The following is a 21379-nucleotide window of genomic DNA, read 5'->3' as shown; positions in this document are numbered from 1 at the left end:
GGGTGGCCGATGGGCGGGCATACGCAGAGAGCACAACGGTCGGCACGAGGTATCCGCAGCTGGATCGCACCGGTGGGGATCCTGCTCATCGCTGGACTCCTGATCGTGCTGGTGATCCTGCAGATGCGACCGGACGCGCCGTCGGATGCCGGTGAACCGGCCACCGACGGCATCACGGTGGTGCCGGACGGGCTGCCCGACCTTACGCAGTTCGAGTACCGCGACGCCGACGACGTGCAGGCCGCCGGCCCGGTCGACGCCCCGGTCGGCCTCGTGGTGTATTCCGATTACCAGTGCCCGTTCTGCGCGAAGTGGGCGCAGAGCACGCTGCCGCGAATGATGGAGTACGCCGACGCGGGCGACCTGCGCATCGAGTGGCGCGACATCAACATGTACGGGGCGCCGTCCGAGCGTGCGTCGCTCGCCGCCCACGCCGCGGGGCTCCAGGGCGAGTACTGGGCGTTTCACGACGCGCTCTACCCCGCCGGCGAGATCCGCACCGAGGCAGAACTGAGTACCGAGGCGCTCACCGACCTCGCGGAGCAGCTGGGGCTCGATGTCGATCGATTCACGTCGGACATGGCCTCCGACGAGGTGAAGCAGGTCGTCGCCGAACGGGCGCACGAGGCGCGGACCATCGGTGTGACGGGCACCCCGAGTTTTCTTCTCGACGGGCGTCCGCTCGTCGGAGCGCAGCCGACCGACGTCTTCATCGACGCCGTCGAGAACGCCCTGACCGAGGCGGACCGATAGATGGAGATCGGCTTCGTCACGGCACTGCTGGGTGGGATGCTGGCACTGCTGAGCCCGTGCAGCGCGCTGCTGCTTCCTGCGTTCTTCGCCTCGACCGTCGGTACGCGGCTGCAACTGCTGGCTCACGGCGGCGTGTTCTACCTCGGGCTCGTCCTCACACTGGTGCCTTTCGGGCTGGGGCTCGGGGCGCTCGGCTCGGTGCTGATCTCAGAACGCGGGCTGGTCATCGCGATCACCGCCGCCGTGCTGGTCGCCCTCGGCCTCATGCAGGTCTTCGGCATCGGCTTCGACCTGGCGCGTATCGTGCCGGGCATGGACCGCATGCAGCGGGGTGCCTCCACGCGCACGGGCTTCCTGCGCACGCTTCTGCTGGGAGCGGTCGGCGGGGTCGCCGGGTTCTGCGCAGGTCCGATTCTCGGCGCGATCCTCACACTGGTGCTCGCGCAGGGCAGCCCGTGGGGCGCCGGCGCGATGCTCGCTGTCTACGGTGCGGGAATGGTCGCGCCCCTGGTGGTCATCGCCGCGCTCTGGCAGAGGATGGGCGACCGTGCGCGACGGATGCTGCGCGGGCGCTCGTTCACCATCCTCGGACGGCAGTTCCACACCACGTCGGTGATCACCGGCACGATCATCGTCGCGGTCGGGGTGCTGTTCTGGACGACGAACGGTCTGGTCGCGATGCCCGCGCTGATCCCCACCGACGTGCAGTCCTGGATTCAGGAACGCGGCGCGTTGCTCGCCGACCCGCTGGTCGATGTCATCGCGATCGTCGTGGTGACAGGCATCGCGCTCACCGTCTGGGCGCTTCGTCAACGACGACGGTTGGAACCTGCGCACGAGCGGGACGTCAACGCGTCGCGACCGGTGCCGACCACCAGCAAGCGGTGACGAGGTGCGCCGACCCCTGAGCATTGCCCTCCTCGCCGGAGCCCTGATCGTCGCAGCGACCTCGTGCGCTGCGCCGCTCGGACCCCCGCGCCTCGAGTCGGTGCCGCGTCCGGTGGGGACGGCGGCACCGGAACTGCCGGGGACCCCGCTCGTGCTGCCGCCGCCGTTCGAGGGGATGCGGGTGATCGACCCCGGGTGGGACGCCCCGCCGCAGGCGGAGGACGGCATCTATCTGGCGCTGCGCGCCGAGCAGGACAGGATCGTGTTCTCTGCCGTCTCGGACCGGGGGACGGTGCTCTGGGCAGCCGAGCGGCCGATGCTGTGCTCAGCGTTCGTCGTCTCGGAGGCAGCCGATCGCCCCCTCGCGATCCTGATGGACGTGGATGCCGCAGACGACGGGTTCGCAGGATCGAGCATTTCGGCGTACGACCTGCGTACCGGTGAGGAGGCCTGGGGGCCGGTCGCCGTGCCCGGGCCGCACATCGGTCCGGGGCTCGTGTTCGCCGCACCCCCGCCGGCAGCGATGGGACGCAGCGGGCCGCGAGTGGCCATCGACCCGGCAACCGGCGCGACGCTGGCAGACGAGTCCGACGAGTCCGACGAGTCCGACGAGAGCGTCAGGGTCCTGGGCGAGGACGGTGGCATCGTGCTGCTCGGCGACCGTACCCGCGTCATCGCGCGCACGGCTGACGACCGCGCGCTCTGGACCATCCCGCGGGAGGAGCTCGGGTTGCCCGAGGGTCTGCTGCCATCATCAGCAGCCCTCGCGATCGACGGCGAAGCCGCGCTGCTCGGCGCGCACGAGCGCGGCCCCGACGACGGCGCCGCGCTCGTGGACCTCGAGACAGGAACCGTACTCTCGCGCACGGCACGGGCGACCGTCATCGACGAGTCGATGGGCGTCCGCATCGTGCTCGAGCACGGACTGCGCGCCATCGCGCCGACCGGGGAACAGCTGTGGGCGCGTGCGGCCGATGACGGCGCAGCGCTCGTGTCCGCCGGACACGGTGCGGTGCACGTCCGCACCGACGAGGGCATCCGCGTGCTCGACACGATGTCGGGGCGGCAGCGGGCCCTGCTCGATGCCGACGCCGTCATCCCGCGGCAGATCACGCCGTCGGGCAGCGGAGTCGTCGGCGACTACGACCGACCGCTGCTCATCATCGCCCGCTGACACGACGTATGCCTCCGCCCGCATACCGCCACGCGTAGCCTGGGACCAGCGATCGGCATCCGCCCTTGGCTTCATGGCTCAAGGGCTCCGATCGGCAGGAGAACATCATCTCTCTCACTCAGGTCGACACGACCGAGACCATCCGTGGTCGCATCCGCCAGACCTACTCCGGCACAGCCGAGTTCCCACCGATGGCGCGGGCTTACAAGGACGTCCTCCACGTCGTCAAGGAAACCGGGCTGCTGCGTCGCACGCCCGTGTTCTACAGTCTCGTCGCGGCAGCGCTCGCGCTGGCGTTCGCCGGAGCGATCACAGGCTTCCTGCTGCTTGGCGATAGCTGGTTCCAGCTGTTGATCGCGGCAGCCCTCGGCATCCTGTTCACGCAGGTCGCGTTCCTCGCGCACGAGGCCGCGCACCGGCAGATCCTCAGCTCGGGGCCGGCGAACTTCCGACTTGCCCGCATCCTCGCCGGCATCGTCGGCATGAGCTACTCGTGGTGGGACTCCAAGCACACTCGGCATCACGGCAACCCGAACAAGGTCGGTAGCGATCCTGACATCGAGGTCGACACGATCTCGTTCCTCGACGACGACGCGGCCCGTTCGCGCGGGATCGTGCGGTGGATCACTCAGCGCCAGGGATGGCTGTTCTTCCCCTTGCTGACGCTGGAGGGGCTCAACCTGCACCGGCTGAGCTTCGCCCATCTGTTCTCGCGCGGCACCGTGAAGGGGCGTTGGCTCGAGCTGAGCATCATCACCGTTCGGTTCGCGGTGCTGCTCGTGCCGCTGTTCCTGCTGCTTCCGCTCGGCATGGCCTTCGCCTTCTTCGGTGTGATGGTCGCGGTCTTCGGCGTCTACATGGGAGCCTCGTTCGCGCCCAACCACAAGGGCATGCCGATCATCGCCCGTGACGCACGCCTGGACTTCTTCTCGAAGCAGGTGCGCACCTCGCGCAACGTCTCGGGCGGCTGGTGGGCGACATGGCTGCTCGGCGGCCTCAACTACCAGGTCGAGCACCACTTGTTCCCGAGCATGTCGCGCCTGCACCTGTCGAAGGCGCGCGAGATCGTGCGCGACTACTGCTCGGCCAATGACGTGCCGTACACCGAGACGACCGTGCTGCGCTCGTACGGCATCGTCATCCGCTACCTCAACACCGTCGGCCTCGCAGCCCGCGATCCCTTCGACTGCCCGATCACGGCGCAGTACCGTCCCTCCTGAGCTCGTCGTCCCACCCGCGGGCGAGGCGCCTCAGCCGTGCCACGCGCCATCGCCACATCACCCACAGCACCGGCGCCATCGGCACGGCGAACGCTCCGCCGATCCGCAGCTCATCGCACCAGCGGGCACGCCCGTCCGGTGCATCGATGACCGTCATCTCGTGATTCCAGGTGCGCAGCAGCGCGAGCGGTCCCGACAGCGGGCATCCGGAATCGCGCATGGTGCGGCGGCCGGGCGCTGCCGGCACCAGATCGTCGACGGCGATCAGCTGCGATCCCACGGGGATCGCGCCCAGCAGGCGCAACGAGACGCGCACGCGGTCTCCCGAGGTGAACCGTTCGGGCGGTGCGCCCTCCAACGGAACCATGCGCAGCAGCGGCGCGTACAGTCGCGCGGCAACGGCCGGGCGATGCGCGGCGGCCCACGCCGCATCGGCAGAGCAGTCCAGAGCGGTGTCGACACGAATGCGCATGACTTCATTCTCGCCGAGCGGCGACCCCGTCGCCGGAGCGCTCGATAGCATGGGGCGATGACGACCCTGGTCTGGTTCCGCGACGATCTGAGAGTCGCCGACCACCCGGCACTGCACGCGGCCGCCGAATCGGGCGATGCGATCGTCGCCCTGTACATCCTTGAAGGCGCCTCCGAGCACATCCGCGCCCACGGCGGCGCGGCACGCTGGTGGCTGCACCACTCGCTGCGGGCGCTCGCCGACGCACTCGCCGAGCACGGCGTCCCGCTGATCCTGCGGCAGGGACCGACCGAGAGCGTACTGGCGGATGTGGTCGCCGAGTGCGGGGCGCGCACCGTGCTGTGGAACCGTCGCTACGGGCAGGGCCGGCATCACGACGCCGCACTGGCCGAGGTGCTCGGTGCGGACGGCATCCGGGTGCGCACCTTCATCGGCGACCTGCTCTTCGAACCCCACACCGTCGCCACGCAGGACGGCGGGGCCTACCGGGTGTACTCGGCCTTCTGGCGCGCCTGCACCGCCGAGCGGGAACCGGCCGGCCCGCTGCCCGCTCCGCGAGAGCTGACGCCCGCCCCATCTCAGCCGCGCAGTGATGCGCTCGACGAATGGGCGCTGCTGCCGACATCACCCGACTGGGCGGGAGGTCTTTCCGAGCGCTGGACGCCGGGCGAGACGGGGGCACAGCGGCGGTTGGACGAGTTCCTGTCGCATCGTGCAGGACGCTACCGCGCTCGCGACTTTCCCGCGGAGGACAACTGCTCGGAGCTCTCGCCCCACCTGCGCTGGGGCGAGATCAGCCCGCGCTCGGTGTGGCATGCGGCGGTGGACGCGACCGGCGACATCGGCCTGTTCCTGTCAGAACTCGGCTGGCGCGAGTTCGCCAAACACACCGCGTTCCACTTCGGGCCCCTGCACGAGCGGAACCTCAACCGCCGCTTCGACGCCTTTCCCTGGGCAACCGACTCGCACGGCGAGGTCGCCGCATGGCAGCAGGGACGCACCGGGTTCGGCCTGGTGGATGCCGGAATGCGCGAGCTCTGGCAGACGGGCTTCATGCACAACCGGGTGCGGATGGTGACCGCCTCGCTGCTGACGAAGAACCTGATGACCCACTGGCGGGTGGGAGAAGCCTGGTTCTGGGACACCCTCGTCGATGCCGATGAGGCGAGCAATCCGTTCAACTGGCAGTGGGTCGCCGGGTGCGGCGCCGACGCCGCACCGTACTTTCGCATCTTCAACCCCGAGCTGCAGCAGCAGAAGTTCGATCCGGATGGTCACTACGTGCAGCGATGGGCGCCCGACAGCGACGCCGTGCTGCGGATCATCGACCTGAAGGCGTCCAGGGCGCGAGCCCTGGACGCCTACCAGTCGCTCAGCGGCTGAGCCCGGGCGTCCTACGCCGTGCGGTGCGCGCGGTAGTAGTCCAGCAGAGCGCGCGTGGACGGGTCTTGTGCGGCGACGGCATCGGTATCGCCCGCGATCGCTGGGGCGATCTGCAGCGCCAGCTGCTTGCCGAGCTCGACACCCCACTGATCGAACGAGTTGATGCCCCACACCGTCCCCTGCGTGAAGGTGATGTGCTCGTACAACGCGATCAGCTGACCGAGCACCGCCGGGGTGAGCGCCGGGGCGAAGATCGACGTGGTCGGCCGGTTGCCCTCGAACGTGCGCGCGGTGACCAGGGCCCCGGTCGTGCCCTCGGCCTCGACCTCGGCGGCGGTCTTGCCGAACGCCAGTGCCTTGGTCTGCGCGAGGAAGTTGGCCAGGAACAGGGCGTGTACGTCCTGCCCGTCGTCGCTCAGCGGGTACGCGGGGTTCACGAACGCGATGAAGTCGGCGGGGATCAGCCGCGTGCCCTGGTGGATCAGCTGGTAGAAGGCGTGCTGGCCGTTGGTGCCGGGCTCGCCCCAGAAGACCTCGCCCGTATCGGTGGTCACCGGGGTGCCGTCCCAGCGCACCGACTTGCCGTTCGATTCCATCGTCAGCTGCTGCAGGTACGCGGGGAACCGGCTGAGCTGCTGCGCATACGGCAGCACGGCGTGGGTCTGCGCGTCAAGGAAGTTGACGTACCAGATGTTGAGCAGCCCCATCAGCACCGGTACGTTGCGCTCCAGCGGGGTGGTGCGCACGTGCTCGTCGACGGCGTGGAACCCCGCGAGCAGTTCGTCGAACGCATCCGGGCCGAGCGCGATCGCCAGTGACAGTCCGATCGCCGAGTCGACCGAGTACCGTCCGCCCACCCAGTCCCAGAAGCCGAAGGCGTTGGCCGGGTCGATGCCGAACTCGGCGACCATGTCGAGCGCGGTCGATACGGCGACGAAGTGGTGCGCGACAGCATCCGTCCGGCTCTCATCGCTGCCGTCGATCGCGTCGGATGCTGTCAGTCCCGCCCACAGCCAGTCGCGCGCGAGGCGCGCGTTGGTCAGCGTCTCGAGGGTGGTGAACGTCTTCGAGGCGACGATGAAGAGCGTGGTCTCGGGATCGAGATCGGCGGTCTTCTGGGCGATGTCGGTCGGGTCGATGTTCGACACGAAGCGCGCCTCGATCCCCGCGTCGGCGTAGGGCTTGAGCGCCTCGTACACCATGACGGGGCCGAGGTCGGAGCCGCCGATGCCGATGTTGACCACATGCGTCACCCGCTTGCCGGTCACGCCCCGCCACTGACCCGAACGCACGCGGTCGGCGAACGCCGACAACGCACCGAGCACCTCATGCACGTCCTGGTCGATCTGCTGGCCGTCGACGACAAGGGCCGGCTCCGCACCGACCGGCCGACGCAGTGCGGTGTGCAGCACGGCGCGGTCCTCACTGGTGTTGATGTGCGCGCCGGTGAGCATCGCGGCGTAGCGGTCGGCGACACCGGTCTGCTCGGCCAGGGCGACGAGCGCGGCGAGCACATCATCGGTGACGAGATTCTTCGACAGGTCGACATGCAGGTCGGCCAGCGGCAGCGAGAGCCCCTCGGCGCGCTCGGGATCGTCGGCGAACCAGCCGCGCAGGTCGGGTGAGAAGCCGTCGCGGAGGGCGACGAGGTCGGCCCAGGCGGGAGTGGTGACGGGGTCGATCGGCGCTGTCATGCTCCCCACGTTAGCGCCAGCCGCACGCCGCATCGTCGGTGTTGCACGCTAGCGTTGAGCCCATGACGCGCGCCCCAGGTACCCCGTTGATCACCGTCGACGAGCTGCGTGAGCACCTCGATAGTGTGCACGTGCTCGACGCCCGCTGGCAGCTCGGGCGCAACGACGGCCGCGAACAGTACCTGGCCGGCCACATCCCCGGCGCCGTCTTCATCGACGTCGAAGGCGATCTCTCGCGCCACGGCGAGCCCCACGAGGGGCGCCACCCGCTACCCGCGGATGCGGCGCTCGCGGCGGCGGCACAGCGCTGGGGCATCGACGAGGGCGACACCGTCGTCGTCTACGACGACCATCGGATGCTGGCGGCCTCGCGCACCTGGTGGGCACTGCGCCGTGCGGGACTGACCGATGTGCGCGTGCTCGACGGCGGATGGCCGGCCTGGCTGGCTGCCGGCGGCGCGACCGAGACCGGAGACGTGGTCGTGGCGCCCGGAGACGTGCGGCTGGAGCATCCCGCCGATCGCGGAACCATCGACACCCGTTCAGTGGCCTCGTGGCCCGATGCCGGCGTGCTGATCGACGTACGTGTCGCCGAGCGCTACCGCGGTGAAACCGAGCCGATCGACCCGATCGCCGGGCACGTACCGGGTGCGAAGAACCTGCCGATCGGCAACCTGCTCACCGGCGACGGGCGTTTCCTGCCGGCATCCGACATCGCGGACGCGTTCGACGCGGTCGGCGCCACGAGTGCCGTGCCCATCGCGTCGTACTGCGGATCGGGAATCACCGCCGCGCAGTTCGCCTTGGCCGGAGCCATCATCGGCCGCGACGTCACCGTGTACCCGGGGTCGTGGAGCGCCTGGTCGAATACGCCGGGTGCGCCGGTCGCGACCGGCGACGCCTGAGAACCGATCCGACACGGCACGCCGCCGGGATACCCTGAGACCATGCCGATCCTGTTCTCGCTGATCACCATCGGACTGATGGTGTTCGCCGTCGTGGACATCATCCGCCGCGACGACTCCGACGTGCGGTACCTGCCCCGCATCGTGTGGCTGCTGCTGGTGATCCTGCTGCCGTTGCTGGGCAGCGTGCTGTGGTTCGCGCTGGGGCGGGTGTACCCCGAGGGGGGTATCCGTCTGCCGCGCCGCCGGCCCAAGCCATCGCGACAGCAGGCGCCGGCTGCGCCGACCATGCCGATCGACACGCGCACCACCGAGCAGCAGATCGCCGACCTCGACCGCGAGATCGAGGAATGGCGGCTGCGCGAGGAGATCGAGAAGCGTAAGAAGGAGCACGGCGGCTCCTCGACCGGCCCGGAGACGCAGGAGGGCTGAGCCTCACCCCTCCGAGAACGACGCGCGCAACGCCTCGTCGAGATCCGGATGCCGGAACGTGTACCCCGCTGCGCTGAGCTTCGCCGGCAGCGCCCACCGGCTTTTCAAGATCAACTCGGTCTCGGTGCGGATGCCCATGGCGCCGATCTCGAGCATCCACCGCGGCGTCGGAGGGCCGAAGCGCACCCCGAGCGCGCGGCGCACAGCCGCCATGAAGGCGCGGTTGTCGACCGGCGTGGGTGAGGAGGCGTTCACGGGGCCGTCCAACTGCGGCTGCTGTTCGAGGAAGTCGATGATGCCGAGCACATCATCGACGTGGATCCAGCTGAACCGCTGACGCCCGCCGCGGGCGCCGGGATCGTGGGCCGTTCCCGCCTCGCGCCGCGCACGCGAGACCGGCCACCAACCGTCGAGCTGCGTGCCGCCGAGCCCGACGCGGGCGAGCCGGCGCAGCGGGCCCAGCACGCCCGCATCGCCCAGCACGATCGCCGTGCGCAGGGCGACGCGCCGGGTGTGCGGCAGATTCCGCTCGTACAGTGCACGTTCCCAGGCCTTGGCAACCTCGACCGAGAAGCCGGTGCCGAGCTCGCCGTCGTCCTCGGTCATCGGACGGTCCTCGGCATGACGGTAGATCGTCGCCGTCGAGGAGTTCACCCACAGGGGCGGGGGAGCAGATGCCCGGGCGATCGCTGTCCCCAGCGCAGCCGTGGTCTCCAGACGCGAGCGGAAGATCTCGGCGCGGTTGGCGGGCGTGTAGCGGCAACTCACGCTCTTGCCCGCGAGGCCGACGACCAGGCCAGCGCCGTCCACCGCGGCGTCGATTCCGGGCTGGTCGTCCCAGGTGAGGTCTGCGCCCGAGCGCGAGATCGTGACGACCTCTCGCCCCTCGGCACGGTACGCGTCTTGCAGATGTCGGCCGATGAACCCTGTCGAACCGCCGATCACGACCCGGCTCATGCGACGCGCTCGATGCGGTAGGTGAAGACGCCCTCGTACTCGTAGATGCGCCCGATCAGCGGCATATCGACGGTGAGCGCGACGCGTTGGTTGCCGGCCTGCTTCTCGGCGCTCTCGCGCAACCGCACCACCGGGGCGATCAGACGGGGAAGACGCACACGCACGCGGCCCAGACGGATGCCCACCCTGCGGCTGCGCAGCGCCAGCGCATCCTCATCGACCGACACGTCGAACACCGCCGAGAGCGTCACGGGCTCACCGAGTTGATCGAGCACGCGACCATGCGCGCCGGCCGAGACCGAGTCGGTCATCGTCCAGTCGCCCTCGGGCAGATGCAGCGTGCGCTCGCTGACCACCCGGCCGGCGACGCTGAGGTTGCGGATCGTGAACGGCACATCGTGATGCCAGCCGGCGTGCACGACACCGTGACGCTGCAGCATGCGCAGCACCGGCCACAGCCACCGCTTGGGCGTGCCCACGCGTGAGAAGGTTCCCTCACCGACGCCCACCTGACCGCGGGGCGTCGCCGCGAAGTACGTGCGCAGAGCGGGATGCAACGCCCCGCGGTGCCCGCCCAAAGCCCGCAGGTACGGTGAATGCGGAACGTGTTCCATGCTTCGAGCGTAGCCCGGTGTCAGAGGTGACCTTTCACGCCTCGCGCAGTCGGATCATGCGCTCGTGACCTTCTTCGGACAGCTCCGAGACGTCGTCGCGCGACTTGAGGAAGTCGTTGAACGACCGGAACCCGAGTGCCTTCTCGCTGAACGAGGGATCCATCCGTCGCATCTGCGTCTTCACCGCAGACGCGTGCAGCCATTCATCGGCATCCGCCTTGTCGTGGCCGAGTCGCAGCGCCCGCTCCAGCAGTGCGGTGGCCTCGGTCTGCTCATCGGTCTTCGCCGACGAACGGGCGCGACGCGTTCTGGCCGCGGCCTTCGTCTCTGGGCGGCTCTTGGCGTCCTTGGCCGTGGCGCCGGCGGCAGCATCCGCCTTCTGCGCGGGACGCACGACGCCGGGCAGAGAATCGTACGAATCGAACTCGTCGCATGCCGCGGCGAGCGACTTCGCCGTCGACCCGGCGACCCCCACGCCGACGACGTACCGGCCCAGTCTCCGGCAGCGCTGCGCCAGCGGCACGTAGTCGCTGTCACCGGCGACGATCACCACATGGGTGAGATCGGGCAGCCGGAACATGTCTTCGACGGCGTCGACCGCCAGACGGATGTCGGCGCCGTTCTTGGCGTACGCGGCCGCGGGGAAGAGCTGCACGAGGTCGACTGCCCTGGCCACCAGCTGAGAACGGTACTCGGCGTTGATCGGCGACGACCAGTCGGCGTAGGCCCTGGTCAGCACGAGCGTGCCGAACGACGAGGCGTAATCGATGATCGCCCCGACCTCGATCGCCGCCTGCTTCAGCCGCTCGGCCACCTCGGGGTCGTTCGGGTTCTCGGCGATGCGCTGGCGATCCTTGCCGTACGCGTTGCGGCCGTGCACCCGGTCGTACCAGCCGATGACGATGTTGTCGAAATCGAGGTAGACGGCGACGCGTCCGGTGCTCTCGGCCATGATCAGCGCTCGCTCGGGTAGGTCACGCCGATCTGGCGGCGGATCTCATCGAGTGTGCCCATGATGGCGACGCTCTCGGCGACGGGCAATGCCAGGATCGAACCGGCCGGGTCTCCGTGTGCGACGGCGCCCTCGGCCGCGAAGGCCTGGTACTGCATCCCGCGTCCCTCGACCTGCGAGACGTACTCCTCGATGACCGTGCCGTCCGGCGCGATGACCCGGAAGGTCGTGGGGGCGTAGAAGATCCGGTCGATCTCGATGCGGGCATCCGTGCCGACGATCGCCGCGGTGTTCGGGCCGGCCGCGCGCGAGGACGAGACGCTCGTCGAGACCGCGCCCCCGGCGTGCGTCATGAGCGTGGCGACCTCGGCATCGGCTCCGGTCTCGATCAGACGCGCCGTCGCCTGGATCGACTCGGGTGCGCCCAGCACATCCCAGATGAACGAGACCGGGTAGATGCCCAGGTCGAGCAGTGCGCCGCCGCCCAGTTCGAGTGCGTTCAGGCGGTGTGCGGGGTCGGTGGGCAGCTTCTGGGTGTGGTCGGCGAACACCGTGCGGATCTCACCGAGAGTGCCCGCGGCGAGGATCTCACGGATGCGCACCATGTGGGGCAGGTAGCGGGTCCACATCGCCTCCATGACGAGCAGGCCCTTCTCAGCGGCGAGCGCCTGCAGGTCTTCGGCCTCGGCGCGGTTCACGGTGAACGCCTTCTCGACCAGGGCGTGCTTGCCGTGCTCGAGCGCGAGACGGGCATCGGCATGGTGCATCGGATGGGGCGTTGCGACGTAGATGATGTCGACTTCGGGGTCGGCCGCGAGTGCCTCGTACGACCCGTGTGCGCGGGGGATGTCGAAGCGCGTGGCGAAAGCGTCGGCGGACTCCTGGCTGCGTGAGCCCACCGCGACGAGGTCGAGACCGGCAGTGCGCAGGTCGGATGCGAAAGCGGCGGCGATGCCGCCCGTGGCGAGGATGCCCCAGCGAAGTCCAGTCATGGGTTCAGCGTACCGGGGTGGGCACGCGGTGCGTCAGGTCAGCGCGAGCGCGCGATCGAGGTCGGCGATGAGGTCGGCCGGGTCTTCGAGACCGGCCGAGACGCGGATCGTGGTCAGCGAGATACCCGCGGCGGCGCGCTGGTCAGCGGTGAGGTGGCCGTGGGTCATGGACGCCGGGTGTGCGACCAGGCTGCGAGCGTCGCCGATGTTCGCCACCAGGCGGAAGACGCGCAGCGCGCCGAAGACCTCGGCGACCCGGTCGAACGAGGTCTCATCCTGTGGTCCGGCGAGGTCGAACGAGAACACCGAGGGCACTCCGCGCGGCAGGTAGCGTTCGGCGAGCGGATGCCACGGGCTGCCCGGCAATCCGGGGTGGTGCACGGCGCTGACCGCGGGGTGCGCGGCCAAGTGCTCGGCGACCCGCTGCGCGGTGGCGCTCTGACGCCCGACGCGCAGGTCGAGGGTCTCGATACCCTGCAGGATCTGCCAGGCGTTGAACGGTGAGATCGACGGGCCGAGGTCGTGCACGTACTTCGATTTGACCAGCGCCGCGAACGCCTGGCCCTGACCGAAGCGGTCCCACAGCACCATGTCGCCGAAGCGGGAGTAAGGGCCGGTGAACTGCGGCCAGCGGGCAGCATCCGCACCGAAGTCGAACGTGCCCAGGTCGACCACGACACCGCCGAGCGAGCTGCCATGCCCCGAGAGGAACTTCGTCGCCGAATGCACCACGAAGTCGGCTCCGTGCTCACCCGGTCGGATCAGATGCGGCGTGCCGACGGTGCTGTCGATCACCAGGGGCACCCCGGCCTCGTGCGCGATGTCGGCGACCGCACGGATATCGAGCACCTGGGCGATCGGGTTGGCGACCGTCTCGGCGAACACCACCCGCGTCTGCGGCGTGATCGCGTCGCGCCACGCGTCGAGGTCGTCCTGGTCGACGAACGTGACGCCGATGCCGAAGTCGTCGAGCGTCTCCTGCAACAGGTCGATCGTGCCGCCGTAGAGCTGGTGCGCGGCGACGATGTGCCCACCGCGATGCGCCAGGGCCAACAGCGTGACAGCGACGGCCGCCTGCCCCGAAGCGACCGCGACCGCGCTGACACCGCCTTCGAGCAGAGCCACGCGCTCTTCGAGGATCTGCTGGGTGGGGTTGGCGTTGCGGCTGTAGATGATGCCCGCCTTGCGCAGCGCGAACAGGTCGGCCGCCTCGGCCAGCGACGAGAACTCGTACGCCGCCGTCTGATGAATCGGCGGCACGGCGCCCACGGCAGCGGATGCCGCATAGCCGGCCTGCACCTGTGCCGTGGCGAAACCCGTCGGCGCATCGAGAGTGGTCATGGCTCCCATCATCTGTGCCCACCCGCGTGCGGCACGGGTCGTGTTACCCCGGGTTACCGCACATGACGGGTGGTGTCGTCACGTGACGTCATCGCTCGCGCGGTGGCATCCGACTTCTCTAGCGTGATCGTCGTTCCACCCCGTCACCGCACCCAGGAGGTCTGCATGAACCGTCGCATCGTCCGCGCCACAGCCGTCGCACTGCCGCTCGTCATGATGGCTGGCCTGGCCGCATGCTCGTCGTCACCGGCCCCCGCCGACGTCGCCGCCTCCGACGGGGAGCCGGTCACGGGCGGAACGCTCACCTACCTTGAGCACCAGACGTACACGAACCTGTACCCGCCGCAGGCGGGTTTCTACCCGAACGGCGGCATCGTGGGCAACATCGCCGCACGGTTGACCTGGCAGGACCCCGAGACGCTCGAGATCGAGCCGTGGGTCGCCAGTGGTTGGGAGGTGAACGCCGACGCCACCGAGTACACCTTCGACCTGCGCGATGACGTCACCTTCTCGGACGGCACGCCCGTCGACGCCGCCGCCGTGAAGAAGAACTTCGACACGTACGGCCTCGGTGACGCCGACCGCGGCCTGACCGTGTCAGAGGCGATCAACAACTACGCGAGCAGTGAGGTGATCGACGACGACACCGTCGTCTTCCGCTTCTCGGCCCCGTCGCCCGGCTTCCTGCAGGCGACGTCGACGATCAACTCGGGACTGCTCTCGCCCGAGACTCTCGACGGCACCATCGAGGACTTCGGCGCCGGCAACGCCGAAGACATCATCGGAGCCGGTCCCTTCACCATCGGCGGCGAGAAGCTCGGCACCGAATACACCCTCACGGCCCGCGAGGACTACGACTGGGCGCCCGAGAGCGTGCCGAACCAGGGCCGCGCGTACCTCGACGCCGTCCGCGTCATCGTCACCCCCGAGGACTCGGTGCGCATCGGATCGCTGCTCTCGGGGCAGGCCGATTACGTGCGCTACGTGCAGGCCTTCGACGAGGCACGGGTCGCCCAGGCCGGAATCGAGCTGTATGCACCGCAGACCCGCGGGGTCAACAACAACCTCTCGCTGCGGTTCACCAACCCGCTGCTCTCAGACATCCGGGTGCGGCAGGCGCTCGTGGCGGCGACGGACGCCCAAGAGGTCGTCGACACGCTCTTCAGCGAGAACTATCCCGTGGCGACCTCGGCGCTGTCGTCGTCTGCGACGGGGTACAAGGACGAGTCGGCGCACTACGTCCACGACGAGAAGAAGGCGGCCGAACTGCTCGACGACGCAGGGTGGGAGCGGGGCGCGGACGGCATCCGAGAGAAGGACGGCGAACGGCTGGCACTGACCATCTTCGAGTCCAAGCCGCAGCCGCAGTCCAAGCAGACGCTCGAGCTGGTCGCGCAGCAGTGGCGGGCCGTCGGCGTCGAGCTCAACGTCAAGCCCGGCGACGCCGGCAGCCGCGCCGCCGACATCCTCGACCCGCTCAAGACGCCGGTCTCGCAGGACATGGTCGGCCGAAGCGACCTCGACGTGATCAAGAGCGAGTACCACACCGAGAACCGCAACGTGCTGCTCTCGAACGACGCCGAACTCGACCGGCTGCTGGAGGTGGTGGCCTCCGAGGCCGACACCGACAAGCGCATCGCCGCTTCGCAGGCGGTACAGGACTACCTCGCCGAGCAGGCGTACGTGATCCCGCTGTTCGAAGAGCCGCAGGTCTACGGTGCGGCACCCCACGTGCGTGGCATCGACTACGAGTCGGTCGGGCGCCCCTCGTTCTTCGGCGTGTGGCTCCAGGAGCACTGATGCCCTTCCTGCTTCGGCGGGCCGGACAGGCGGCGATCGTTCTGATCGCCGCCTTCACGGCCACGTTCTTCCTGCTGCAACTCCTGCCCGGCGATGCCGTGCTGATCAAGTTCACCGACCCGAGCCTCGGGTTGTCCGCGGCGCAGATCGACGACATCCGGGCCGCGTACGGCGCGGACCTGCCGTGGTGGCAGCAGTACCTGCACACGCTCGGCGGCTTCCTCGTCGGCGACTTCGGGTACTCGACCCAGTACGGCACCCCCGTTGCGGCGATGCTCGCCGAAGCGCTGCCGCAGACGCTGCTGCTGGCAGGTCTCGGTCTCGCACTTGCGGTACTGCTGGCGATCGGGATCGCCGCGCTGTCTGCACTGGCGCCGTTCGGATGGCTGCGCAACGCGATCCGTCAGGCGCCGGCGCTGTTCGTCGCCGTACCGGTGTTCTGGCTGGGCATCCTGCTCATCCAGGTGTTCTCGTTCGGACTCGGCTGGGTGCCCGTGATCGGAGCTGACCCGGCCGCAGCCCTGGTCCTGCCCGTGCTCACCCTGGCCGTGCCGATCTCGGCACCACTGGCGCAGGTGCTGGTGCGCTCGATCGATCAGGTGCAGGCCGCCCCCTTCATCACCGTGGTGCGGGCCAAGGGTGCGCCGCCGGCGTGGGTGCTCACCCGGTCGGTCGCTCGCAACGCGAGTCTGCCCGCACTGACCATCGCCGGCGTGCTGTTCGGCGAGTTGATCGGTGGTGCCGTGGTGACCGAGACAGTGTTCGGGCGCACCGGCATCGGGCGACTGACCGAACAGGCCGTCACCAACCAGGACATCCCGGTGCTGCAGGCGATCGTGCTGCTGTCGGCACTCGGCTTCGTGATCGTCAGCCTTGCCGTTGACCTCATCGCCCCCGTGATCGACCCGCGCCTGCGCCCGCCCGCGCGGCGCGACGCGCGCCGCGCAACGCCGGCCGCAGCGGTGACGGCACGCACCCAGGAGGTGATCGCATGAGCGCCCCCGTGCTGCACACGTCCGAGAGCGCGGAACCGAACGCGACCCGCGGCCGCAACGAGCAGGCGGATGCCATCGTGAACGCCGCGTCCGTGGCATCCGATGCGCCCCGCCGGCGGCGTCGGGTGCCCTCGCCGACGTTGGTCCTCGCGATCGCCGTCGTCTCGATCGCCGTGCTGTGGGCGATCGTGCCGGGTGTCTTCGCCCCCGGCGACCCCCTCAGCGGGGTGCCGGCGCAGAAACTGCTGCCGCCGAGCGCCGAGCACTGGTTCGGCACCGACATCCTCGGGCGGGACCTGTACGGCCGCGTCGTCCACGGTGCCGAGCAGTCGCTCTCGGGCGCATTGATCGCCGTGACCGTCGGCCTGACTCTCGGCGGCATCATCGGCCTGCTCGCCGGCACCATCGGCGGACTCCTCGACGACATCCTCATGCGCATCGTCGACGTGCTGCTCGCGATCCCCGGCCTTCTGCTGTCGCTGTCGGTGATCATCCTGCTCGGATTCGGCACCGTGAACGCCGCGCTCGCCGTGGGCCTCGGCAGCGTGGCGGTGTTCGCACGGCTGATGAGGTCCGAGGTCGTCAGGGTGCGCCGCACCGACTACGTCGAAGCCGCCCTCGGCAGCGGCGCCACACTCCTCACCGTGCTGCGCCGGCACGTGCTGCCCAACTCGCTCACACCGGTGCTGGCGTTGGCCGCACTGCAGTTCGGCACGGCGATCCTCGCGATCGCCACGCTGGGCTTCCTCGGCTACGGCGCTCCGCCGCCGACCCCCGAATGGGGGCTGCTCATCGCCGAGGGACGCAACTACGTCGCCACCTCGTGGTGGCTCACCGCGCTGCCGGGACTTGTCGTGGTGGCCGTCGTGCTCAGCGCCAATCGGATCAGCCACAGCCTGGGAAGGAACGCCTCATGAGCGTGCTCACCATCGATGGGCTCCGGGTGTCGTACGCGGCCCCCGAAGGACGACGCGCGGTCGTGCACGGCGTCTCGCTCGAGATCGGCGAGGGAGAGACCCTCGCCCTAGTCGGGGAATCCGGGTCGGGCAAGTCGACCACCGCGCAGGCCGTGCTCGGCCTGCTACCGCACGGCGGACGGACGGACAGCGGCCGGGTGCTGCTGGGCGGGCTCGATATCTCGGGCTGGTCCGAACGGGCCCTGCGCACGATCCGCGGCACCCAGGTGGGCTTCGTGCCCCAGGACCCCGTGACCTCGCTCGATCCCGTGCGCACGATCGGCGCGCAGGTCGGCGAGGCGCTGCGGCTGCACGGCCACCGTGACCGCAGAGCACGTCAGGCCCGCGTGATCGAACTGCTCGACCGCGTGGGCATCGACGACCCCGACCTGCGCGCCAGGCAGTACCCGCACGAGCTGTCGGGCGGCATGCGGCAACGCGTGCTCATCGCCAGCGCCGTCGCCCTGCGCCCACGGCTGCTGATCGCCGACGAGCCCACCAGTGCGCTCGACGCGACCGTGCAACGCCGCGTGCTCGACCTGATGGACGAGCTGCGGACGCAGGAGGGCACCAGCATTCTGCTCGTGACCCACGACCTCGGTGTCGCCGCCGACCACGCGCAGCACCTCGTCGTGCTGCAGGGCGGTCGTGTCGTCGAGCAGGGGAGGAGCGCCGAGGTGCTCAGCGCCCCGGCCGACGGCTACACGCGTCAGCTGCTCGCCGACGCCCCGGCGTTCGCCAGCGGATTCCGCAACGCGCAGGCGCCGAACTTCCTGCGCGACGCGGCCGTGGCCGCGGCGGAGAACCCGAACGCGATCACCGCGACAGGGCTCGTGAAGAGCTTCGAGAGCCGCGGGCGAGCGCCCTTCCGCGCCGTCGACGACGTGTCGTTCCGCGTGCGCAAGGGCACCACGCACGCGCTGGTCGGGGAGTCCGGTTCGGGCAAGACGACCACGGCGCGACTGATCACCCGCTTCCAGCATCCGGATGCCGGTGCCATCACGATCGACGGGACCGACGTCACCCACGCCGCGGGCAAGGACCTGCGCGCGCTCCGCCGCCGCATCCAACTCGTCTACCAGAACCCGTTCGCCTCGCTGGATCCGCGCCAGCGGATCGAGGACATCGTGGCCGAGCCGCTGGTCAACTTCCGCATCGGCACGAAGGCGGAACGGCGCGACCGCGCCGTCGACCTGCTCGATCGGGTCGCGCTGCCCTCCGATGTCGCGCGGCGCACGCCCCGCGAGCTCTCGGGCGGGCAACGACAGCGCGTCGCCATCGCCCGCGCGCTCGCGATCGATCCCGACATCATCGTGCTCGACGAAGCGGTGTCGGCGTTGGACGTGACCGTGCAGGCACGCATCCTCGAACTGCTCGCCTCGCTGCAGTCCGAACTCGGCCTCACCTACCTGTTCATCTCGCACGACCTCGCCGTCGTGCGCGGCATCAGTCACACCGTCTCGGTGATGCGGCACGGACGCATCGTCGAGGACGGCCCCACTCAGCGGATCTTCGAAGACCCGCAGCACGACTACACCCGGGAACTGCTCGCGGCGGTTCCCGGCCGATCGGAGGTACACGCATGACCGCACCCACACTCGCGTTCTTCACGCGGCTGCTCGACGACGCCGCGCCACGACAGCGCTACACCCACGCGCTGGAGCAGATCCAGCGCGCCGAACGACACGGCATCGGCCGCGCCTGGGTGGCGCAGCACCACTTCCACGCGGCCGAAGGCGGACTGCCGTCGCCGTTGGTGTTCCTCGCTCACGCCGCAGCGCACACCTCGCGCATCCGCCTGGGTACCGGCATCATCACGCTGCCTATCGAAGACCCGGTGCGCGTCGCCGAGGACGCCGTGGTCGCCGACCTGCTCTCGGACGGACGCCTCGACCTGGGACTCGGCAGCGGGGGAACGCCCACGTCATTCCCACCCTTCGGGCAGGACGTGCGCGACAAGACCGCCGTGTACGACGCCAAGCTCGTCGCGCTGCTGAACGCGCTGCGCGGTGGTGACGTCGGTGTCGGCAACACCCTGTATCCGGATGCCGCAGAGCTGGCCGACCGCATCTGGCAGGCCACCTTCTCGTCGTTTGGCGGACACCGCGCCGGCGAACACGGGCACGGACTGCTGCTCTCGCGCACCCAGCCCCGCCGCGGTGTCGACCCCTACACACCGCTCGCGCAGGTGCAGGATCCGATCATCGACGAGTACCTCGCGGCGCTGCCGGAAGGGGCGACGCCCCGCATCACCGCGTCACGCACCGTGTTCGTCGCCGATGACCGCGCCGAGGCCCTGCGCTTCGCCGAGGTCGGCCTACGGCGCGGAGCTGAGAGCCTGCGCCGGCAAGGTCAGGAGTTCCCCGACGACTCGCTCGAAGCGCTCATCACGCTCACCGACACGCACTTGGGCACCCCCGACGAGGTGGCAGCCTCGCTCGCCCAGGACCGCACCCTCGACCGTGCCACCGAGGTGGCCTTCCAGGTGCACTCCGTCGACGCCCCGCATGAGCACGTGCTGCGGTCGATCGAACTGATCGCCGACGAGGTCGCGCCCGCACTCGGGTGGAGCACCGGGCTGCAGACGGTGGGCGCACACGATGAGGAGGCCGGCGCATGACGCTCGATGTGGTCGACACCATCGCGGGCACCTCACCCGCCGTCGTCGCGCTGCGCGCCCGCCGTCCGCAGACCCGCGCGCAGCTGCAGGCGAGTTTCGACGCCCTGTTCTCACCGGTGTCGACGGCGCATGTCACGCAGCTCGAGCGCGAGCTCGTGGCCGCGTTCGCCACCCGCCTGACCGGTGTGGATCGCACCTCGTCGTTCTACGCCGACCGAGCGCTCGCCGCCGATGCCGCCGTCGCCAGGATCGTGATCGACCAGGCGGTTCACGCGACGACCACGGGGCCGTTCGGCTCATACATCGAGGTCGGACTGCAGGGGGAGAACACCGACGGAGAACGGTACGCACCGGGTCCGGACGTCGTGCACGCGCTTGGCGGTCGGCTGGCCGCCGCGCTCGCGCACACGCACCTGCTGGTGTACCGCCCGCGCGAAGCCGGCACCGACGATCTCGATCGGCTGCTGCAGGCCGGTTGGGACGAGAACGGCATCGTCACGCTGTCGCAGCTCGTGGCATTCCTGGCGTTTCAGCAGCGGGTGGTGTCGGGGCTGCGGGCGCTCGACGCCGTCGGTGTCGGCATCGCCACCGATTCAGACGAGGAGGATGCCGCATGACCGGCACACTGACCGACGACCGTCCGCACCCCGAGCGGTTCACCCGCGCCGAGGTCGGCTGGACGCCGCACATCGCGCCGTTGGCCGAGGACGAGCTGACCGAGCGGCACCTCGACGGTCTGGTCGATGCCGCGCGCGCCAAGAACGAGTACTTTCGGCTGCTCGCGCGTGACCCCGAGGTTCTGAGGGCGCGCACGCTGGTCGACAAGGACGTCTTCTACAACACCGCCGAGGGGCTGCCGCGTGCCGACCGAGAACTCTCGGCGACAGCGGCGTCGCGTCACAACGGCTGCGTGTTCTGCGCGTCGGTGCACGCTCGGTTCGCCGCGCACTTCTCGAAGCGTGCCGACGATGTCGATCGTCTTCTTGATGAGGGGGTCACGGCCGATCTCGGTGAGCGGTGGGAGGCCGTCGTCTCAGCATCCGCTGCTCTCACAGACACCCCGAGCGCGTTCGGAGAACTCGACATCGCGCGTCTGCGCGAGGTGGGCCTTGACGATCTGGAGATCGCCGACGTCGTGCACGGCGCCGCGTTCTTCAACTGGGCGAACCGCCTGATGCTCTCGCTCGGACGGGCCGTCGCCCCCTGACCACGGCGGTGCTGGCTCTGCCTC

General features: G+C 69.7%; 21 protein-coding genes. 14 read left to right on the top strand and 7 right to left on the bottom strand.

Annotated elements, in window-relative coordinates; genetic code table 11:
* Positions 1 to 72 precede the first annotated feature (72 nt).
* From PTQ19_RS11060 to PTQ19_RS11045, 4 genes are all read left to right on the top strand, one after another.
* Positions 73 to 753, top strand: coding sequence for a DsbA family protein (locus tag PTQ19_RS11060; RefSeq protein ID WP_274367373.1), 681 nt, complete (start codon positions 73 to 75; stop codon positions 751 to 753).
* Positions 754 to 1641 carry a cytochrome c biogenesis CcdA family protein gene (locus PTQ19_RS11055; RefSeq protein ID WP_274367372.1) on the top strand — a complete coding sequence of 296 codons (888 nt, stop codon included), beginning with the start codon at positions 754 to 756 and terminating at the stop codon, positions 1639 to 1641.
* 4 nt (positions 1642 to 1645) lie between these two features.
* Entirely contained in the window at positions 1646 to 2815 is a 1170-nt protein-coding gene (locus PTQ19_RS11050) for a hypothetical protein (RefSeq protein ID WP_274367371.1), read from the top strand.
* A gap of 140 nt (positions 2816 to 2955) precedes the next feature.
* On the top strand, positions 2956 to 4035 hold the full coding sequence (locus tag PTQ19_RS11045) for a fatty acid desaturase family protein (protein ID WP_425313210.1): 1080 nt from the start codon (positions 2956 to 2958) through the stop codon (positions 4033 to 4035).
* Here PTQ19_RS11045 and PTQ19_RS11040 read toward each other — a convergent pair.
* Positions 4010 to 4507: a hypothetical protein gene (locus tag PTQ19_RS11040; RefSeq protein ID WP_274367370.1), complete on the bottom strand. Its 498-nt coding sequence runs from the start codon at positions 4505 to 4507 to the stop codon at positions 4010 to 4012. The two genes, PTQ19_RS11045 and PTQ19_RS11040, sit on opposite strands and share 26 nt — an antisense overlap.
* A 57-nt stretch (positions 4508 to 4564) precedes the next feature.
* Here PTQ19_RS11040 and PTQ19_RS11035 point away from each other — a divergent pair, with 57 nt between their 5' ends.
* The gene (locus PTQ19_RS11035) at positions 4565 to 5890 is read left to right on the top strand and encodes a cryptochrome/photolyase family protein (protein ID WP_274367369.1); all 1326 of its coding nucleotides are present in this window, start codon (positions 4565 to 4567) and stop codon (positions 5888 to 5890) included.
* Between the two features lie 11 nt (positions 5891 to 5901).
* On the opposite strand, the gene pgi is transcribed toward PTQ19_RS11035, so the two are convergent.
* Entirely contained in the window at positions 5902 to 7584 is a 1683-nt protein-coding gene (gene pgi, locus PTQ19_RS11030; protein ID WP_274367368.1) for a glucose-6-phosphate isomerase, read from the bottom strand.
* Between the two features lie 62 nt (positions 7585 to 7646).
* Between pgi and PTQ19_RS11025 the strand changes: the two genes are divergently transcribed.
* Together PTQ19_RS11025 and PTQ19_RS11020 are read left to right on the top strand one after the other, a co-directional pair.
* A complete protein-coding gene (locus PTQ19_RS11025) occupies positions 7647 to 8489 on the top strand; it encodes a sulfurtransferase (RefSeq protein WP_274367367.1) in 843 nt (280 codons plus the stop codon).
* A gap of 42 nt (positions 8490 to 8531) precedes the next feature.
* Positions 8532 to 8921, top strand: a complete 390-nt coding sequence (locus PTQ19_RS11020) for a PLDc N-terminal domain-containing protein (RefSeq protein WP_274367366.1) — start codon at positions 8532 to 8534, stop codon at positions 8919 to 8921.
* 3 nt (positions 8922 to 8924) lie between these two features.
* On the opposite strand, the gene PTQ19_RS11015 is transcribed toward PTQ19_RS11020, so the two are convergent.
* Genes PTQ19_RS11015 through PTQ19_RS10995 form a run of 5 tightly spaced genes read right to left on the bottom strand, consistent with a single transcriptional unit; the run spans position 8925 to position 13777 of the window.
* Positions 8925 to 9878, bottom strand: coding sequence for an epimerase (locus PTQ19_RS11015; protein WP_274367365.1), 954 nt, complete (start codon positions 9876 to 9878; stop codon positions 8925 to 8927).
* A complete protein-coding gene (locus PTQ19_RS11010) occupies positions 9875 to 10492 on the bottom strand; it encodes a DUF4166 domain-containing protein (protein WP_274367364.1) in 618 nt (205 codons plus the stop codon). The genes PTQ19_RS11015 and PTQ19_RS11010 overlap by 4 nt, the downstream gene beginning before the upstream one ends.
* A 34-nt stretch (positions 10493 to 10526) precedes the next feature.
* The gene (locus PTQ19_RS11005; protein WP_274367363.1) at positions 10527 to 11444 is read right to left on the bottom strand and encodes an NYN domain-containing protein; all 918 of its coding nucleotides are present in this window, start codon (positions 11442 to 11444) and stop codon (positions 10527 to 10529) included.
* Positions 11445 to 11446: 2 nt separating this feature from the next.
* Positions 11447 to 12436 carry a Gfo/Idh/MocA family protein gene (locus tag PTQ19_RS11000; RefSeq protein ID WP_274367362.1) on the bottom strand — a complete coding sequence of 330 codons (990 nt, stop codon included), beginning with the start codon at positions 12434 to 12436 and terminating at the stop codon, positions 11447 to 11449.
* Between the two features lie 33 nt (positions 12437 to 12469).
* The gene (locus PTQ19_RS10995; RefSeq protein WP_274367361.1) at positions 12470 to 13777 is read right to left on the bottom strand and encodes an O-acetylhomoserine aminocarboxypropyltransferase/cysteine synthase family protein; all 1308 of its coding nucleotides are present in this window, start codon (positions 13775 to 13777) and stop codon (positions 12470 to 12472) included.
* A gap of 165 nt (positions 13778 to 13942) precedes the next feature.
* Here PTQ19_RS10995 and PTQ19_RS10990 point away from each other — a divergent pair, with 165 nt between their 5' ends.
* The 7 genes from PTQ19_RS10990 to PTQ19_RS10960 are packed head-to-tail and all read left to right on the top strand — an operon-like array spanning position 13943 to position 21355.
* The gene (locus tag PTQ19_RS10990) at positions 13943 to 15577 is read left to right on the top strand and encodes a TIGR04028 family ABC transporter substrate-binding protein (RefSeq protein WP_274367360.1); all 1635 of its coding nucleotides are present in this window, start codon (positions 13943 to 13945) and stop codon (positions 15575 to 15577) included.
* Positions 15577 to 16572 carry an ABC transporter permease gene (locus PTQ19_RS10985; protein ID WP_274367359.1) on the top strand — a complete coding sequence of 332 codons (996 nt, stop codon included), beginning with the start codon at positions 15577 to 15579 and terminating at the stop codon, positions 16570 to 16572. The genes PTQ19_RS10990 and PTQ19_RS10985 overlap by 1 nt, the downstream gene beginning before the upstream one ends.
* Positions 16569 to 17489, top strand: coding sequence for an ABC transporter permease (locus PTQ19_RS10980; RefSeq protein ID WP_274367358.1), 921 nt, complete (start codon positions 16569 to 16571; stop codon positions 17487 to 17489). Before PTQ19_RS10985 ends, PTQ19_RS10980 begins: the two co-directional genes overlap by 4 nt.
* Positions 17486 to 19114, top strand: coding sequence for a dipeptide ABC transporter ATP-binding protein (locus PTQ19_RS10975; RefSeq protein WP_179410294.1), 1629 nt, complete (start codon positions 17486 to 17488; stop codon positions 19112 to 19114). Before PTQ19_RS10980 ends, PTQ19_RS10975 begins: the two co-directional genes overlap by 4 nt.
* Positions 19111 to 20148, top strand: coding sequence for a putative FMN-dependent luciferase-like monooxygenase (locus tag PTQ19_RS10970; RefSeq protein ID WP_274367357.1), 1038 nt, complete (start codon positions 19111 to 19113; stop codon positions 20146 to 20148). Before PTQ19_RS10975 ends, PTQ19_RS10970 begins: the two co-directional genes overlap by 4 nt.
* Positions 20145 to 20765, top strand: coding sequence for a CMD domain protein (locus PTQ19_RS10965; RefSeq protein WP_274367356.1), 621 nt, complete (start codon positions 20145 to 20147; stop codon positions 20763 to 20765). Before PTQ19_RS10970 ends, PTQ19_RS10965 begins: the two co-directional genes overlap by 4 nt.
* A complete protein-coding gene (locus PTQ19_RS10960; RefSeq protein ID WP_274367355.1) occupies positions 20762 to 21355 on the top strand; it encodes an alkylhydroperoxidase domain protein in 594 nt (197 codons plus the stop codon). Before PTQ19_RS10965 ends, PTQ19_RS10960 begins: the two co-directional genes overlap by 4 nt.
* The last annotated feature ends 24 nt before the right edge of the window (positions 21356 to 21379 follow it).

It is taken from the genome of Microbacterium esteraromaticum, assembly GCF_028747645.1.
GTDB classification, from domain to species: Bacteria; Actinomycetota; Actinomycetes; order Actinomycetales; family Microbacteriaceae; genus Microbacterium; species Microbacterium esteraromaticum_C.
This window is presented reverse-complemented; position numbering and strand designations above follow the sequence as displayed.